Genomic DNA, 17,320 nt, shown 5'->3' with positions numbered 1-17,320 from the left:
TCCTAAATAATTCTAAAATTATTATTGTGGGAAATACTTTTGTTGTGCAATTTTGTATCCTTTGAACATCAAAAATCCAAAAGTAAATCCGAAGAAATAGCCTGTAAGAATATCCAATGGATAATGCAATCCCAGATAGATCCTACTGTAAGCGAAGATGAGTGGCCATAAGAACAGGAAGCCAAAAAACCTGATTTTGTCCTTAAAATTAAAATACAAAAATGTTGCAACTGCCATTGAATTAGCGGCGTGTCCCGAGAAAAAACTGAATGATTTGCGTTCTTGAACTATACGTATAAAGGAATTGATTTCAGGATTATTACAAGGGCGTAATCTTTGAAATCCGTTCTTGAACAAGTTTGTTGTTTGATCTGTAATTGTGATTAAAGCTGCTACAAACAGCAATAAATACAAGGTTTGTTTAACTCCTAATTTTTTATAAATAACATACAAAAGGAGTAAAAAAAGAGGAGTCCAGTTGCTTTGTCTGGTAATAAATAACCAAAGTCCATCATACGTTTCCGACCCTAACCCATTCAAATAAACAAACAATTCCGTATCTAAAGACAGTAACTTTTCTAACATTACATCTGACGTTTTATAGGTCCTGTAACATCTTCTATAACTTCTTTAGTTGTTTCGATTTGAGTGGTTGTTTCGCCCAGTAAACTGTCTTTGGCTTTATTTATTTCTGAGGTTATATCGCTAATTTGAGACGTATCTCCCAATAGGTTTTCTTTCGCTTTATTGATTTCCGATGTAATATTTCCTCTTAAATCGGTTAGTGTTTGCGTATCTAATCCATTAGCTTCCGCTCCTTTTTGAATCTCACTTTTTATGTCATTCGTAGCATGTTTTAATTGTGCCATTGCTTTACCCATCGTGCGGGCTATTTCCGGTACTTTATCCGACCCAAAAAGCATGAGTACTATAAACATGATAAAAATTAATTCGCCTCCTCCTATGCCAAACATATTTCTTATTTTTTATTGTTGCAAAGATACCTAATTTTGAATCTTTGACTTTTAATTTTTTCATAAAAAAAAGACTCTTTTCAGAGTCTTTTTTCATTTCCTGTCTTTATTTAATCAAATTTAGACTTCACTTCTTCTTTAGGCCAAGCGTTATTGGTTACGTCAATATCAGCAGTTTCTAATTTTGGATCTAACTGAATCTTCTTGATTGCTTTTTCAGTTGCATAAACTTTCTTAGCCGTATCATTGTTTTTTCTCCAGATTTGAGCTGGATATTTGAAGGTTTCTTTCGTATCATCTTCGTAGGTCAATTCAACGATAATTGGCATTAACATTCCTCCTGGCTTGTTAAACTCTACTTCGTAGAAATACTTAGGAGATTTTAATTTTGATTTTTCATCTGCAGAAAAGTTTTGGTTTACATACTCAGATAGTAAATTTACATCTTCAATCGCCAATGCTTTCTTATCTTTTGATGACAATTCTTCACTTGTTCCAGGAACTAAATAAACGAAAGGTCCTTTTTCTTGACCAAAACGCCCTCTTCTTACTACGGCGTCTTTTAATTCTTTAGTTGCTGTCTCAGACACATAATATTGTTTTACTTCTTTCACTCCGATATCTACAAAATCAGTAGAGTAAAACCATCCTCTGAAAAACCAATCTAAATCTACTGCTGATGCATCTTCCATAGTTCTAAAAAAGTCTTCTGGTGTAGGATGCTTGAATTTCCATCTGTTTGCATATACTTTGAAAGCATGGTCAAATAATTCTCTTCCCATGATTGTTTCTCTAAGAATATTTAAACCTGTTGCCGGCTTACCATAAGCATTAGCACCAAATTGAACGATCGTTTCAGAGTTAGACATAATAGGCTCCAAGAATTTTTGATCTCCACTCATGTAAGGAACAATTTTACTTGCCGGTCCACGACTTGAAGGGAAATTTGTCCCCATTTCTTGTTCGGCCATATACTCCATAAATGTATTAAGACCTTCGTCCATCCAAGACCATTGACGTTCGTCAGAATTTACAATCATAGGAAAAAAATTGTGTCCTACTTCATGTATTATTACGCCAATCATTCCGTTTTTAGTACGTTCACTTGTCACTCCTTTTTCGTCAGGGCGACCATAATTCCAACAAATCATTGGATATTCCATTCCTTGATCTTCCGCTGATACAGAAACTGCTTTTGGATAAGGATAATCAAATGTGTGAGATGAATAACTTTTTAAAGTATGCACCACAGTTCTTGTAGAAGTTTCTCCCCAAAGCGGATTTGCTTCTTTAGGATAGACTGAAACTGCCATTACCGTTTTCTCATTTAATTTAACTGCCATTGCATCAAGAATAAACTTTCTTGACGTAGCAATACCAAAGTCTCTTACGTTTTTAGCGCTGAATTTCCATGTTTTTTTCTTTTCTGAAAAACCTTTTTCACTTGCTTCCGCTTCCGCTTGAGTAACAATTACAACTGGTTTATCAAATGATTTTTGAGCCAGTTCGTATCTTTTTACTTGCTCTGTAGTAAAGACTTCGCTTCTATTCATCAATTCACCGGTAGCTTCCATAACGTGATCTGCCGGCACTGTAATATTTACATCAAAATTTCCAAAAGGCAACGTAAATTCTCCCGTTCCCCAAAATTGCATATTCTGCCATCCTTCAACATCATTATAAACTGCCATTCTAGGATAGAACTGAGCAATTACATATAATTTATTCCCTTCTTTTTCGAATAATTCATAGCCTGAACGACCACCATCTTGTCTGTAATTATTAATATTATACCACCAATTGATAGAAAAAGTAAATTTTTCACCAGGTTTCATTGGAGTTACTAAATTAATACGCATCATGGTTTGATTGATCGAATACGACAAAGGATTTCCTTTTACATCTTTCACGAACTCAATGTTGAATCCACGCTCTAATTCTGGTTTTAAAAACTTGTTTGCGAAGTTTCCAGCAGGAAAAACCTGCTCCATTCTTTGGCTTTCCGCCAATGGCGTTTGCGAAGTTTTCGCAGCTTGATTTTGGTCTAACTGAACCCATAAATATTCTAAAGTGTCAGGAGAATTGTTATAATAAGTAACCATTTCCGACCCAGTTAGTTTAGATTTTTTGTCATCAAGTTCTACATTTATCTTGTAGTCAGCCTGCTGTTGATAATAAGCAGGACCCGGAGCTCCAGAAGCAGTACGAAACATGTTAGGCGTTGCTAACAAATCATACATTTGGCTAAACTTATTGGTATCGTACTTTCCTGGTTGTTTTGGCGTAACAGGTGCCGTTTTTTCTTGAGCAAACAAAATTGCCGGAAGAAGTAATAATAATGTAAATTTTTTCATAGGTAAAAATCTGGTTATTCAGTGCGTGAAAATAATAATTTAAAACAGATGTTTTTAAATTTATTCATATTTTAACATTCCCTTGGACGTGGATTCTTTAAATAGTAATGTATTTTTTATTCCACCCACATTAAAATGCATAATATTTTGCTGCTCTGAATTTCCTTCTATGATAACTGTGTTATAAATTTCGAGTGAATTAATTTTAGAAATCTCCTTTATATTTAAGTAACAGATGAGTACATCCCCATCCATTTCTTTGCTTAAAAGATTCATGGACTTCGATTGTCCATTTATTTTTATGGAGAATTTTTCGCTGAAATATTTTTTCAATAAAACCAAATCTTCGGCTGTCTCTTTTTCAGAACCCAAATTGATTTTTTTAGCATACTTTTTCCCAACGGCATTATTCAAATCATCAACAAAAATGCGGGCGGTGATTTGAAGCATTTTCTTTTGGGGAGCGTAATTTACTTGGTATAATGCCACATAAAATTTATGGACACTAAAAGAAGTCAACGTTAAAAATAATAACCCAAAAAAAGTAATTAAGATTGTTTTTTTCATTTTCCAAAAGTAGCAATTCTTTTAAACTCTTCGTTCTTGGTGATTAAAAAATCAATTAGTAGGAATTCGTCTTCTTGTTTCAAAAGGCTTTTTGATTTTGGATCATTCTCGCAATAATCCAGAAAAAGTCCAATTTCCTCGTTTTTCAACTTCAACGTATTTGTAAAGAAATAAGTATCAATCCCTTTAGAAACCACATCAGAAAAATCCACATCAGGATTCAAATCGGTTCTTTTTGTCGAATCATTCTTGAATAATTTAGAAACCATTTTGAATATCCTAACAAAATCCATTCCATTTTCTATGGTTCCGTCCGAAGGCATGGTTCTATTCACAGGTGAAGATTTCGCATCATCAAAAAATTGCATGTCGACAATTCCCTGAGAACTTCCAGTTATTGGTTTTATCTCCGCTTTGCGCTTCACAATAACTTCCTTCAACAGTGTAGTTTGCGTTTCTAAATTGACTACAAACAAAGGTTTTGAAAAATCTTTGTCCTGAATCACAATTTTTTTAGACTTAAAAGAAGCGCTTGAGACCAGCAATGTATCTTTGGCTTTCGCCAAAATATCAAAAAAACCTTGATCACTTATAAAGGTTCTCGTTTTTGAATTCAAATTAAAAACATATCCGTTGTCCACCAAAGCGGATTCATTTATAAATTGACCGTGCAATGACTTTCTGTTTTCATTTTGACCAAAAGAAAATTGGCAAAAGAAAAGCAAACAAAGGATTCCTATTTTAGTTTTCATCTTGGATTATTTTATAAGTATTATTTTTTCTCAACATAATAATTGGCTTTTGCCAAAATAAAAAATTCTCCATCACTATTTGTAACGGTTGTTTTTTCATTTACTAAATTTAAGACATTTATTCCACTTATATAAGCTGAATCCGCACTAATTTTACCATGAAGCACCTTTTCACCAGCAGTTTGTCCAAAAGACATTTGGTATATTAAAAACAAAACTACCGATAGAATTCTATTTATTTTCACCCGCAATAATTTCATTATAATTTTCGGCAAGTTTTACAATTAGAAACATGACCATTGTCTTGTTTTTAGATCGTAATGCATTCGCAAAACCAGTATCATCAATACAGTAATATTGAAACCCTTTAATGTAATCTGTGGGGATTTTCAAGGTTTCGATGTAATATTCATCTTCAAAAAGAACTTCGATTCTAGCTAATAATTGTTCTTTTTTCGCAATTACAATCTCTTTTTTAAGCATGGCTTTACGACCTGAAATTGCATTCAGCAATCCATCGATACCTCCACCAGAGGTTGCAGTGTATAATTTTCTCTCGGCAGGTGTATATTTTTTTTGTCCATAAGGTATAATTCCTAAACTCTCTGCAGTAATAGAAGATTCATTCACTATAACTTCATTCAACATAATACTTTTGGGAAGCATCATTACTGTAATAACTTCCTGCAACAGATCCTGCTTGTTAATTTTCCTGCGGAGACCTTCTAAATGAACTGCAGTAAATACCAAAACATCGCCTTCTTTTACAGCTATAGTAAAGAAACCATTCACATCCGAAAAAGCAGTTTTATCCGTTGTTACATTCTCAATCGTAATGCGATCAACCGCAACAGAATCAGCGATAATTTTTCCTCGAAGTTCCTTTCCGTTGTCCATTTGACCAAAGGCAACTTGCACGAACAAAAAGACAATAAACTGTAGGGTACTTTTAATTTTCACTGGCGATTATTTCTTTGTATTTAGTGGCTAATTCTCCAATCAAGAAAGTAGTCATTGTCACATTTTTAGATTTTAAAACGGTCACAAACCTTTCGTTTTCTACACTATAATATTCGAATCCTTTGACATATTCAGATGGTATTTTTAATTTACTCACAAAATAATCGACGGTAAACATATTCTCTAATTGCCTCAAATACGATTCTTTCTTTTCGACTTCAACCTCTTTTTTAAGCATTTTAGTTCTTCCTGAAATCCAATTTAATAATGGATCAGCCGAGATTGAACCACCCATCATAGTGCCCGCATTAGCAGTGGCATTAAGATTACTGGCAGTATATAACTTTCGCTCTGCCGGAGTGTATATTTTTTGTCCCTTTGGAATTATCCCCATTGAAACCGCATTGATACCGTTTCTTACAATAACTTCTCGTAATTGATTTACTATGGGCATCATTTTTACCTCAATTATTTCTTGTCCAAAATCCTTTTGGGTTAAGCCAATTTTCACCTCTTTAAACTGCCCTTCAGTGAACAGTAATGTGTCCCCAACTTTAGCCAAAATAGAAAAATTCCCCTCTTTATCTGTAACTAATGCTTGCTCGGTTTTTACATTTATCACATAAATTCCTTCTAAAACAGAAACGTCAGAAGTCACTTTTCCTTTCAATTTTATTCGAGAAGTTTCTTGTGCTACAACATTCGTTGCTACAAAAGCCAAATATAAGTACACAATTCTAATCATCCCTTTTTAAATCCGTTATTCACACCTCGTAAAAGTATCTTAATGCGCTCCAAATTAATTACTAATGAGTTGGTAAAAAAATGTTAATTAAAAATATGAAATCAAAAAGACTGATTTAATACCTTTAGCACAAATTATGCACCAAAAATGAAAAACATACTAATCGCAAGTACTTCTACTCTTGCCAACCAGAATTACCTAGACTATTTATTACCTGAATTGCAATTGCATTTTCAAAATTGCAACACCATTCTTTTTATCCCTTACGCCAGACCCGGCGGTATTTCTCATGAGGAATATACCGCAATGGTAAGCTTGGCTTTCGCCAAAATAAACAAAAAAGTGATCGGAATCCATGAGTTTGAAGATGCCGCACAGGCTATAAAAAATGCAGAAGGAATTTTTACCGGCGGAGGAAGCACATTTGTTTTAGTGTCACAATTATACAAAAACAACAGCATGGAAATACTCTCTGATGTTGTAAAAAATGGAACTCCGTATTTAGGAACAAGCGCAGGAAGCAACATTTGTGGATTAACGATGCAAACGACAAACGACATGCCGATTGTTTATCCTCCAAGTTTTAAAACTCTGGGATTAATCCCTTTCAATTTAAATCCGCATTACTTAGATCCCGATACCAATTCCAAACACATGGGAGAAACTCGTGAAACCAGAATAAAAGAGTTCCACGCTTATAATTCTGTACCCGTTTTAGGATTGAGAGAAGGAAGCTGGCTGGACGTAAAAGGCGATACAATTACTTTGAAAGGTGATTTGACAGCACGACTGTTTAGACAAAATCAAATACCTGAAGAACTGGAAAGCGGAACTGATTTAAGTTTTGTAAAGTAATCCTAAAAATAAATGATACAAAAAAAAGCCGAAAACAATTAAGTTTCGGCTTTAAAGAGCGAAAGACGAGGCTTCCCGTATCACTTCGTTCACGGGATATCCCGAAACTTCGGGACTCGCACAACCTTAAAATAAAAAACCTCAAACAAAAGTTTGAGGTTTTTGGAGCGAAAGACGAGGCTCGAACTCGCGACAACCAGCTTGGAAGGCTGGAGCTCTACCAACTGAGCTACTTTCGCATTATAACAGTAAAATAAAATTTCAAACTAAAATTTGAAATTTAGAGCGAAAGACGAGGCTCGAACTCGCGACAACCAGCTTGGAAGGCTGGAGCTCTACCAACTGAGCTACTTTCGCATTAACAACGGTGCAAATATAATTAATAAGTTTGCTTCAATGCAAGTTTTTTTCCTAAAAAGTCTCAAACTTACCCCCAGAACCTTTTTTAACAAAGCATATAAAAATCATAAAGAATTTATTATGAAATTATTATACCTTTATTACGCTTAAAAAACATTTAAAAAAATAATGCAAAATATCAAAAAAATTACCGCTTTAGAAACATTTCCAGTAAGACATCCCGTACTTCGGGCTGAAAAACCAATTGAAAGTTGTCATTTTGATGGGGATATTTTAGAAACTACCCTTCATTTTGGATTGTATGAAAACGAAAATCTGGCAGGTGTCATTTCATTATTCGAAGTAAAAAACGATTTATTTGCTGCAGAAAAGCAGTTTCAAATTCGAGGAATGGCAGTTTTAAAAGAGCATCAAAAAAAAGGTTTTGGTGAACAACTCATTCTCAATTCTGAGAAATATTGCATGAATCAAAATTCAAATTTGATTTGGTTCAATGCCCGAAAAGAAGCTGTTGGCTTTTATGAAAAAATGGGATACCAAGTCAAAGGATTGCCTTTTGAAATAAAAGGAGTCGGAGAACACATTGTCATGTTTAAAAAAAATGAATGATGAACGCGTTATTTCTAATACTATTACTCTGTGTAACTATTAGTTGCAAAAAGGCAGAACTAAAAAGCGAGGTGATATTGAAAAAAGAAATTTCAAATCCCCCTGTTCTACCCGAAGATAAATCTATTAGAATTGACTCTACTTTACTAACTTCTTTTAACAACAAAACACTTTCCGCTTTTTATAAATCTACTAATTACAGAACAATTTGGCAATCTGAGGAAAACAGAAAAATAATTCTGGAGGAACTCCTTAAATCTGATGAGGAAGGACTAAATCCAGAAGATTACAAAGTAAAAACATTAAGTGATTTTGAAAAAAAATCAGCAACACTAAACGATTCTGATTTAGCTAAATATGACATTTTACTGACCTCTAGTTTTCAAAAATACATTATACATTTGACTAACGGAACACTGAATCCCAGAAAACTCTACAAAAACTGGGATTTAAAAGAGAACTACATTAACATAAATGAGACCTTGACACATTTACTGGACAGTGACTCCTTAGCAGATAAAATAGAGCAATTAAAACCCAATCATATTGTTTACAAAAGATTAAAAAAAGCATTGAGACTGATTAATACGTTTCCTAAAGACAATTTCAAAACATTAAAAATCGCACAAATAATTTCTCCAAACGACACAACTCCTTCGATAATTGACATTAAAAAAAGATTAATTTATTGGAAAGAGTTACAATTTAATGACAGTTTAACATCTATTTACGACGAAGAAACAATACTTGCCATAGAAAAATTTCAAAATCGTCATGGTTTAGCGGTGGATGCGATAATTGGACCAGCAACAATTGCCTCCCTCAATTTTTCCAAAAAACAACGAATGCAACAAATTATCGTAAATCTTGAGCGTTGGAAATGGTATCCAAAAGAAATGGGAAAGGAATATGTGATCATTAATATTCCTGACTACAGATTGACGTTAGTCAAAGATAGAGATACACTGAGAACGCACCGGGTAATAGTGGGAAGAGCCAAAAGAAAAACACCAATCTTATCGTCTAAATTAACTCAGGTTGTTTTTAACCCAACTTGGACTGTTCCTCCCACCATTTTGCGGGAAGATGTTATTCCTGCCATTTTAAAAAGCCGAAGCTATTTATCGGAATCAAATATTAAGGTATATGACAGTAATGGAAGAATCGTAAGTCCTTACGAATGGCAATTATCACACGCGAGAAGTTATCGCTATGTGCAAAGTCCGGGAACTTTTAATTCGTTGGGAATGGTTAAAATTATTTTTCCAAACCGTTTCTCTGTTTATTTACACGATACCAATCACAGGGACTATTTTGACAAAATAGATCGTTCGTTGAGTTCGGGTTGCGTCAGAGTAGATGATCCATTAGAATTAACCGAATATTTACTGGACGATGCCGTCAATTGGAATCTGGATAAAATTACAGAAATCCTACAAAACGAAAAAACAAAATTTGTAAAAATCAAAAAAGAAGTTTCTTTCCACTTATTATATTGGACCGCTTGGAGCGAAAACAACAAACTGATTTTTAGAGATGATATTTACAATCTAGATGCTGACTTATACACTAAATTAAGAAATTGATTGTGCTCCAAATTTAGAAACTCTTGACGGATGGTAAATAAAGAAACATGATTTGTTTTTTATTGTACTGATAATTTCTTTAGACAATTCTACCGGCACTGCAGGACAGCCTTGACTTCTTCCCAGCCTGTGGTTGTTTTTTATAAATGAATTAGAAACATAATCAGCAGCATGCATCACCACACCTCTTGCTCTTGCATTGTCATTAACTCCTTTTTCTAAACCATCTAATTTAAGTGACATTCCATGTTTGCCATTATAAATTTCACCTGTGGCATAAAAACCCAAACTGCTTTTATACGATTCAGCTGAATTTGAAAAATTAGAAGCAAATTCATTTCCTGTATTTCTTCCATGCGCAACAAGAGAATGAAACAACACATTTCCGGTAACTAGATCAATTACCCAAAGTCTTTTGGTATTCGAAGACAAGCTAAAATCAATTAAGGTTAAGATATCTTTCTTAATTAATCCTTTTTCTTTCAATGAATAATACCCTTTTAAAGCTTCAGCGAAGCTTTCTAATTTAGGCAAAGCAAATTTATCAGAATGTAAATTGCTGTATGCTATTTCAATTTTAGTGTCAACACTAGATTCTACCGTTTTGGCATAAACTACTGGTTTAACATCATTTGGCTCAGGAAAGCTTGTTTTGTTCGAAGAGAAAGAAAACAGCATAAACAAAATAGTAGGGAATAGGCTATAAATCATTGATTATCTTTAAGTTATAAATTAATTCAGGATTGCAAACGTACGTCAAAAAATGTCGATCAAAACATTTTTAACATAATTTTAGTCCATTTAGAACGAAAAACTTGATGAAATATTGAGTAATAATTCTAAAAAAAATCACTTCCTATGTTAATTTTGTTATTTTTGTGTACCCAAAATCTTAATTTTATGTCAAAATTTTATTCATTATCTCTTTTTTTTTTAATTCTCTTTAGCTTTAAAACCTATAGCCAAAAAAAGTCACTTCAAGCAAAATCTATCACAGAAAATATAACAATTGATGGGAAGATAAACGAGAAAGTTTGGGAAACAGCATCAGTTGCTTCCGATTTTATAATGTTTGAACCTGATAATGGAAAACCAATCAGCAATGATAAAAAAACAGAAGTAAAAGTACTGTATGACAACAATGCCATTTACATATCGGCATTGCTTTATGACAATGAGCCGGAAAAAATTCAGAAAGAAATAACAAATCGAGATGTTTTTGGAGTTTCTGATCATTTTTCCGTTTCTATCAATGGTTTCAATGATGGTCAACAAGATTTTCGGTTTTTTGTAAGTGCCGCTGGAGTCCAAATGGATTGTTTAGCAACGGAAGATTCTGAAGATTTTACTTGGGATGCCATCTGGGACAGCGAAGTAACACTCACTAAATTTGGCTGGGTTGTGGAGATGAAAATTCCTTATGCCGCTTTACGATTTTCAAAAGCCGATAAACAAACTTGGGGTTTAAACTTCATGCGTGAAATCAAGCGCGATGTACAAAAATATACTTGGAACAGGATTGACACTAAAATTGGCGCTGTAATTCCACAAGCGGGAATTCTTGAAGGAATTGAAAGCATAGAAACGCCTACCCGACTTTTCCTGATTCCATATTCATCTGCTTACTATCAACAAAGTGATATTGGTTCTGACACGACTTTAAAAGCTGGGTTGGACATAAAATACGGTATAAGCGATTCCTTTACATTAGATGCTATTTTGGTGCCTGATTTTGGACAGACAAAATTTGACAATGCCATTTTGAATTTAGAGCCTTTCGAACAACAGTTGGAAGAAAACAGACCTTTTTTTACCGAAGGAACTGATTTGTTCAGCAAAGGAAATCTATTCTATTCCAGAAGAATTGGAGGAGAACCAATTTCAAAACCAACAAAAGCTAATAATGAAGAAATAACCAACTCTCCAAGTACGGTAGATTTATTGAATGCCGTGAAAATATCCGGTCGTACAGAAAAAGGATTGGGTATTGGATTTCTGAATGCCGTTACTGAAAAGACAAAAGCAACTATTTTAAATAATGACACTGGCGAAATCAGAAAAGAAGTAATTCAACCACTTACCAATTATAATATGTTGGTCTTAGATCAACGTTTCAACCAAAACTCATCAGTTTCATTTGTTAATGCAAATACGACTCGTAATGGTAGTTTTCGCGATGCTAATGTTTCGGCATTATTGTTTGATTTGAACACAAAGGAGAACACTTATAATTTATACGGGGATTTTAAATACAGCACTATCAATACCATTGAAGATTACGATGGCTATAAAGCAGAATTGAATTTCAGAAAAACCAGTGGAAAATACCGATACCTATTTTCCGGAAAATACATCTCCAAAAATTATGATGTAGATGATCTGGGAATAATTTTCTACACCAATTACCATAACGCCTATGCCAGTGGCAGTTACAGAATCGTTAACCCAACAAAAACTTTCAATACATTCAAAGTGAACCAATTTGTCAATTTGGAAATCGAAAACACCACCGGAAAACTGCAAACTGGTGCTATTGGAACTGAAATTAAAGCAACAACATTAAAGAATGATTATTTCGAATTTGTCTTAGAAGCCACACCTTTTAAAACTTTCGATTTTTATCGCGATTACGAAAGAATATACGTATTCCTACCTGAAAAAGTATTTAGCGCTATAAATTTCGCTTCAAATGACAATAATCCTTTTTCCATAGTGCTTCAACCTTCATTCACAAAATTCAATGAGAAGGGCAGAGCGAATTATGGTTTTTACATCAGTCCAAAATACCGATTCAATGACAAACTTTCTATTTCCTATACATTAGATTATATCAAAAAAAATAATGATCGAGGATTAGTCGATTTTGACGATACCGGAGCCATATTTGCTGAACGCAATCGAGAAATTGCACAAAATGACCTTACCGGAAAATATTCGTTGAACAATAAAATGACTATTAATTTAACGGCACGTTATTACTGGTCTTATTCCAAGAACCATGCTTTTTTCACCTTACAAGACAATGGATATTTGACGCCTAACAATGATTATTCACTTAACGTTGATAGGAATTTTAATTCTTGGAACTTTGATTTATCCTATTCTTGGTGGTTTGCTCCGGGAAGTGAAATATCCGTTTTGTACCGCAACTATGGATTAGAAAGAGCCAGTGTAGTCGAAAAGGATTTGTCTAAAAATCTTAAAAGTATTTTTAACAGCGATCTTACCAATGTACTTTCTATAAGCATTCGCTATTTTATTGATTACAATGCAGTGAAAAATAAATTTTAATTTTTCAGATTAAACTGTAACATTCGATTGAAAAGGGAGTCTATTCATTCAAACTATTCAGTGGATCGGTGATTTCTCCCTTTGAAGCTGTTTTTGGTTTTTCTAATTTTACATCAATCAATCAACAGTTTCATGAAAAATCACTTATTGCTTTGTTTTCTATTACTATATGCTTTTGGCTACAGCCAAAAAAAAGTCTTACAAACGAAATTCATTTCGGAAAAAATTGAAATTGACGGAAAATTAGACGAAAATACATGGCAGACGGCTTCAATAGCCAATGATTTCATCATGTTCCAGCCCGATAACGGCAAACCAATCCCAGAAAACAAAAAGACCGAGGTAAAAGTTTTATATAACAATGATGCCATTTATGTTGCCGCCTTATTGTATGACAATGAGCCTGATAAAATATTAAAAGAAATCTCGCAACGTGATGACCTTGGAACCTCCGATTTTTTTGGCGTTTTCATCAATGGATATAACGATGGCCAACAGGACTTTCGTTTTTATGTCACCGCATCCAATGGACAATTGGATTGTGTGGCAACAGAGGGGAATGACCAAGATGAAGATTTTTCTTGGGATGCCGTTTGGAAAAGCAAAGCCACCATCACCGATTTTGGCTGGGTTGTGGAAATGCGCATTCCCTATGCCGCCCTACGTTTTTCGGGAGAAAAAAAGCAAACTTGGGGCTTAAATTTTTTCAGGGAAATCAGACGGGATCGTCAAAAATACACTTGGAATTTTATCGATGCAAAAATTGGATCTTTTACCCAACAAGCGGGTGTTTTTGAAGGAATTGAAAATATAAAAACCCCTACTCGCCTTTTCCTGTTACCTTATTCTTCTTTCTATGTAAATGCCAATGCAGAACAAAAAACCTACGGAACAATCAAAGGCGGTATGGATATCAAATACGGAATAAACGATGCCTTCACGCTGGACGCCATATTGGTTCCTGATTTTGGACAGACAAAATACGATAATAAAATACTGAACTTAGGACCTTTCGAACAAAGATTTGATGAAAACAGGTCTTTTTTCACTGAAGGAACCGATTTATTCAACAAAGGAAATCTATTGTATTCCAGAAGAATTGGCGGAAGGCCTTTCGTTAAAAATAGAAATATCGAAAAAACCACTGATGAGATAATTGAAGAATACCCTAATGCAGTAAGCTTAATCAATGCAATAAAAATTTCAGGCAGAACAAAAAACGGATTAGGCATTGGTGTTTTGAATGCAGTTACAGAGAATACATCAGTAACCATTCGTGATACAAAAACTGGACAGTACCGAAGAGTACTAATAGATCCATTGACAAATTATAATGTAGTTGTTTTGGACCAACGTTTTCTAAAAAACTCGTCTGTCAGCTTTGTGAATACAAATGTAACAAGAGATGGAAACTTTCGTGATGGAAATGTTTCAGCTTTAGTTTGGAATTTAAACACTAAAAAAAACACTTACGGTCTCTCCGGTGACATTAAATACAGTTTCATAAATGCTATTGAAGACCAAAAAGGACTCTCCTCACAATTAAATTTGAGTAAAAACAGCGGTAAATATCGTTTCTTTATAGGTGGTGAAATGGTAACCAAAGACTACAACATTGATGATTTGGGAATTAACAATGAAACTAATTATTACAACATTAAAGGTAATGCCAACTACAGGATTTTAAACCCGACGAAAACCCTGAACGGCTTTAGAATTAATTATAATATGTATGCCCAATTCCACAAAGAAACAGGTAAAAACCAAGTAAACAATATAAATGTGAATGCCCATTTCACAACTAAAAAAAATCATAATTTTGGCTTTGGAACAAACTATAGTCCATTTGAATCTTACGACTACTATGGTCCTCAAACACAAGACCGATTCATTATTAATCCAAAATCGGTAAATGGCTGGGGTTATATATCGTCAAATTACAATTATAAATTTGCATTAGATATAGAAGGGGTGTATGTGAAAAATGATCAAAAAGACAGAAATTCATATGAGATATCTTTAAGCCCCAGATTTCGATTTAATGACCGATTCTCATTGGTACACAGTTTCAATTTCAACCGACAAAACAATGATAAGGGATATGTTGACAACAGCGAAAACAATGCAGACTTGCCCCACAACACCGTTGTTTTCGCCAACAGAAATGTGGTAACCTATTCCAACACCCTTACGGGAAAATATTCCATAAACAGCCAAATGAACTTCAATATTGCGCTGCGCCATTACTGGTCCTATGCCGAAAACAAAAACTTTTTATACCTGGAACAAAACGGCAGACTTACAGATTACCCAAGTTATACCCAAAACAAGAACGCCAGTTTTAACTCCTGGAATTTCGACTTATCCTATTCCTGGTGGTTTGCTCCGGGTAGTCAGGTATCCGTTTTATACAGAAACAGTGCCTTCAATGGGGAAAGCGAAATCAACAAAAATTTCAGAAAAAACGTGAATAACCTGCTCAACAATGATATTCTCAGCCATGTCTTTTCGGTAAGCGTAAAATATTTCATCGACTTTAATTCCATAAAAAACATGTCGTTAATTAAAAAAAACGCACATTAGAAAACAGAATTGTTATTTTTTGGCATCCATATCTTGCAAATGCATAATAGTGATTTAAGGCGAAAGGAACATTTTTAAAAATGCTTTATCTTTGCCTAAAATTAATTTCTGATGAACAAAAAAGTAATTCTTATGATTTTGGACGGTTGGGGAAAATCTCCTGACCCGAAAGTGTCAGCTATCGATAATGCCAATATTCCCTTTATAAACAGTCTTTATAAAAATTACCCAAGCGCTCAACTTAGAACCGATGGTTTAAATGTAGGTTTGCCGGAAGGACAAATGGGGAACAGCGAAGTGGGACACATGAACCTTGGAGCTGGTAGAATTGTTTATCAGGATTTAGCCAAAATCAATCTCGCGGTAGCACATAACACATTGGCAAAAGAACAAGTATTGGTTGATGCTTTTACGTATGCTAAAGAAAATAATAAAAAAGTACACTTCTTAGGACTGGTTTCTGATGGTGGTGTTCACTCTCATACTTCCCATTTACGTGGTTTGATTGATGCAACACAACAATACGGATTACAAAATGTATTTGTTCACGCTTTTACTGATGGTCGTGATGTGGATCCTAAATCAGGTAAAAAATACATTCAGGATTTAGAAAATTATATCGCAAATACTTCCGTAAAAATCGCTTCGGTGATCGGACGCTATTATGCAATGGATAGAGACAAGCGTTGGGAAAGAGTAAAACTTGCCTATGATTTATTGGTAAACGGCGCAGGAACACCTTCTAAAAATGCAGTTGCTTCCATCGAAGAAAGCTACGAAATTAATGTAACTGATGAATTTATTCATCCAATAGTTATGGTCGATGAATATGACAAACCATTAGCCACAATCGAAGAAGATGATGTTGTTATTTTCTTTAATTTCAGAACGGACAGAGGAAGAGAATTAACGGAAGTATTGACTCAAATGGATTGTCATGAGCAAAACATGCACAAATTGAATTTGTATTATGTGACGCTTACCAATTATGACGAAACCTACCAAAATGTAAAAGTCGTTTACAATAAAGATAACATTACCGAAACTCTTGGTGAAGTTTTAGAAAAAGCGCATAAAAAACAAATCCGTATTGCCGAAACGGAGAAATATCCTCACGTGACTTTTTTCTTTTCCGGCGGGAGAGAATTGCCTTTTATTGGTGAAAGCCGTATCTTGAAAAACTCTCCAAAAGTAGCTACTTATGATTTACAACCGGAAATGAGTGCCTTTGAATTGACAGATGCCCTGGTTCCTGAATTGGAGAAAGAAGAAGTAGATTTTGTATGTCTTAATTTTGCCAATGGCGATATGGTGGGACATACCGGAATCATGAGTGCTGCTATAAAAGCTTGTGAAGCGGTTGACAAATGTGTCGAAAAAGTAATCACAGCAGCATTAGCCCATAATTATACGACCATCGTAATTGCAGATCATGGAAATTGCGAAACGATGATTAATCCTGATGGAAGCCCTAATACGGCCCACACAACAAATCCAGTTCCAATTATATTGGTAGACAAAGACTTGAAAACCATTCATGATGGAGTTCTTGGTGATATCGCTCCAACTATCTTGGAATTAATGGGGGTAGAAAAACCTGCTGTGATGACTTGCCATTCTTTGTTGTAATACTTAGAAGTAATTTGAATCAAAATATTTAAATACGATTTAAATAAAACAAATA

15 protein-coding genes and 2 tRNA genes are annotated in these 17,320 nt (G+C 34.3%); 6 read left to right on the top strand and 11 right to left on the bottom strand.

Annotated features, from left to right (window positions below):
* Positions 1–21 precede the first annotated feature (21 nt).
* From E0I26_RS03510 to E0I26_RS03480, 8 genes are all read right to left on the bottom strand, one after another.
* The gene (locus tag E0I26_RS03510; RefSeq protein ID WP_131915093.1) at positions 22–585 is read right to left on the bottom strand and encodes a phosphatase PAP2 family protein; all 564 of its coding nucleotides are present in this window, start codon (positions 583–585) and stop codon (positions 22–24) included.
* A complete protein-coding gene (locus E0I26_RS03505) occupies positions 585–974 on the bottom strand; it encodes a Sec-independent protein translocase subunit TatA/TatB (RefSeq protein ID WP_131915092.1) in 390 nt (129 codons plus the stop codon). Before E0I26_RS03505 ends, E0I26_RS03510 begins: the two co-directional genes overlap by 1 nt.
* Before the next feature lie 110 nt (positions 975–1,084).
* Positions 1,085–3,328, bottom strand: coding sequence for a M1 family metallopeptidase (locus tag E0I26_RS03500; protein WP_131915091.1), 2,244 nt, complete (start codon positions 3,326–3,328; stop codon positions 1,085–1,087).
* A gap of 60 nt (positions 3,329–3,388) precedes the next feature.
* Positions 3,389–3,895, bottom strand: a complete 507-nt coding sequence (locus E0I26_RS03495; protein WP_131915090.1) for a DUF6702 family protein — start codon at positions 3,893–3,895, stop codon at positions 3,389–3,391.
* Entirely contained in the window at positions 3,892–4,647 is a 756-nt protein-coding gene (locus E0I26_RS03490) for a hypothetical protein (protein WP_131915089.1), read from the bottom strand. The genes E0I26_RS03495 and E0I26_RS03490 overlap by 4 nt, the downstream gene beginning before the upstream one ends.
* Positions 4,648–4,667: 20 nt before the next feature.
* Positions 4,668–4,844, bottom strand: a complete 177-nt coding sequence (locus tag E0I26_RS16440; RefSeq protein ID WP_165929396.1) for a hypothetical protein — start codon at positions 4,842–4,844, stop codon at positions 4,668–4,670.
* A 34-nt stretch (positions 4,845–4,878) separates the two neighbouring features.
* Positions 4,879–5,607, bottom strand: a complete 729-nt coding sequence (locus E0I26_RS03485; protein ID WP_131915088.1) for a hypothetical protein — start codon at positions 5,605–5,607, stop codon at positions 4,879–4,881.
* Positions 5,597–6,352, bottom strand: coding sequence for a hypothetical protein (locus tag E0I26_RS03480; RefSeq protein WP_131915087.1), 756 nt, complete (start codon positions 6,350–6,352; stop codon positions 5,597–5,599). Before E0I26_RS03480 ends, E0I26_RS03485 begins: the two co-directional genes overlap by 11 nt.
* A gap of 147 nt (positions 6,353–6,499) precedes the next feature.
* On the opposite strand from E0I26_RS03480, the gene pepE reads away from it, so the two are divergent.
* Positions 6,500–7,207, top strand: a complete 708-nt coding sequence (gene pepE, locus E0I26_RS03475; protein WP_131915086.1) for a dipeptidase PepE — start codon at positions 6,500–6,502, stop codon at positions 7,205–7,207.
* 163 nt (positions 7,208–7,370) lie between these two features.
* Here the strand turns inward: pepE and E0I26_RS03470 are convergent.
* Positions 7,371–7,446: transfer RNA gene (locus E0I26_RS03470), tRNA-Gly, on the bottom strand.
* A 45-nt stretch (positions 7,447–7,491) separates the two neighbouring features.
* A tRNA-Gly gene (locus E0I26_RS03465) sits at positions 7,492–7,564 on the bottom strand.
* Between the two features lie 171 nt (positions 7,565–7,735).
* Between E0I26_RS03465 and E0I26_RS03460 the strand changes: the two genes are divergently transcribed.
* Together E0I26_RS03460 and E0I26_RS03455 are read left to right on the top strand one after the other, a co-directional pair.
* Positions 7,736–8,176 (top strand): GNAT family N-acetyltransferase, encoded by a 441-nt coding sequence (locus tag E0I26_RS03460; RefSeq protein ID WP_131915085.1) that lies wholly within the window; start codon positions 7,736–7,738, stop codon positions 8,174–8,176.
* A 71-nt stretch (positions 8,177–8,247) separates the two neighbouring features.
* Complete coding sequence (locus E0I26_RS03455; RefSeq protein WP_235831711.1) at positions 8,248–9,762, top strand: L,D-transpeptidase family protein; 1,515 nt, start codon at positions 8,248–8,250, stop codon at positions 9,760–9,762.
* On the opposite strand, the gene E0I26_RS03450 is transcribed toward E0I26_RS03455, so the two are convergent.
* Entirely contained in the window at positions 9,751–10,473 is a 723-nt protein-coding gene (locus E0I26_RS03450) for a murein L,D-transpeptidase catalytic domain family protein (RefSeq protein ID WP_131915084.1), read from the bottom strand. The genes E0I26_RS03455 and E0I26_RS03450 overlap by 12 nt on opposite strands.
* A gap of 189 nt (positions 10,474–10,662) precedes the next feature.
* Between E0I26_RS03450 and E0I26_RS03445 the strand changes: the two genes are divergently transcribed.
* The 3 genes from E0I26_RS03445 (at position 10,663) to gpmI (ending at position 17,265) form a co-directional block, all read left to right on the top strand.
* Positions 10,663–13,053 carry a DUF5916 domain-containing protein gene (locus E0I26_RS03445; RefSeq protein WP_131915083.1) on the top strand — a complete coding sequence of 797 codons (2,391 nt, stop codon included), beginning with the start codon at positions 10,663–10,665 and terminating at the stop codon, positions 13,051–13,053.
* Between the two features lie 132 nt (positions 13,054–13,185).
* Complete coding sequence (locus E0I26_RS03440) at positions 13,186–15,636, top strand: DUF5916 domain-containing protein (RefSeq protein ID WP_131915082.1); 2,451 nt, start codon at positions 13,186–13,188, stop codon at positions 15,634–15,636.
* 111 nt (positions 15,637–15,747) lie between these two features.
* Positions 15,748–17,265, top strand: a complete 1,518-nt coding sequence (gene gpmI / locus E0I26_RS03435; protein WP_131915081.1) for a 2,3-bisphosphoglycerate-independent phosphoglycerate mutase — start codon at positions 15,748–15,750, stop codon at positions 17,263–17,265.
* Positions 17,266–17,320: the final 55 nt, after the last annotated feature.

This window comes from Flavobacterium rhamnosiphilum (assembly GCF_004349195.1).
Classification (GTDB): Bacteria; Bacteroidota; Bacteroidia; order Flavobacteriales; family Flavobacteriaceae; genus Flavobacterium; species Flavobacterium rhamnosiphilum.
This window is presented reverse-complemented; position numbering and strand designations above follow the sequence as displayed.

Excerpts from the sequence above, each read along its gene's own strand:
- E0I26_RS03450 (WP_131915084.1), bottom strand. The coding sequence starts at position 10,473 with ATGATTTATAGCCTATTCCCTACTATTTTGTTTATGCTGTTTTCTTTC.
- E0I26_RS03505 (WP_131915092.1), bottom strand. The coding sequence starts at position 974 with ATGTTTGGCATAGGAGGAGGCGAATTAATTTTTATCATGTTTATAGTA.
- E0I26_RS03510 (WP_131915093.1), bottom strand. The coding sequence starts at position 585 with ATGTTAGAAAAGTTACTGTCTTTAGATACGGAATTGTTTGTTTATTTG.
- E0I26_RS03500 (WP_131915091.1), bottom strand. The coding sequence starts at position 3,328 with ATGAAAAAATTTACATTATTATTACTTCTTCCGGCAATTTTGTTTGCT.
- E0I26_RS16440 (WP_165929396.1), bottom strand. The coding sequence starts at position 4,844 with ATGTCTTTTGGACAAACTGCTGGTGAAAAGGTGCTTCATGGTAAAATT.
- E0I26_RS03445 (WP_131915083.1), top strand. The coding sequence starts at position 10,663 with ATGTCAAAATTTTATTCATTATCTCTTTTTTTTTTAATTCTCTTTAGC.
- pepE (WP_131915086.1), top strand. The coding sequence starts at position 6,500 with ATGAAAAACATACTAATCGCAAGTACTTCTACTCTTGCCAACCAGAAT.
- E0I26_RS03480 (WP_131915087.1), bottom strand. The coding sequence starts at position 6,352 with ATGATTAGAATTGTGTACTTATATTTGGCTTTTGTAGCAACGAATGTT.
- E0I26_RS03460 (WP_131915085.1), top strand. The coding sequence starts at position 7,736 with ATGCAAAATATCAAAAAAATTACCGCTTTAGAAACATTTCCAGTAAGA.
- gpmI (WP_131915081.1), top strand. The coding sequence starts at position 15,748 with ATGAACAAAAAAGTAATTCTTATGATTTTGGACGGTTGGGGAAAATCT.
- E0I26_RS03440 (WP_131915082.1), top strand. The coding sequence starts at position 13,186 with ATGAAAAATCACTTATTGCTTTGTTTTCTATTACTATATGCTTTTGGC.
- E0I26_RS03495 (WP_131915090.1), bottom strand. The coding sequence starts at position 3,895 with ATGAAAAAAACAATCTTAATTACTTTTTTTGGGTTATTATTTTTAACG.
- E0I26_RS03490 (WP_131915089.1), bottom strand. The coding sequence starts at position 4,647 with ATGAAAACTAAAATAGGAATCCTTTGTTTGCTTTTCTTTTGCCAATTT.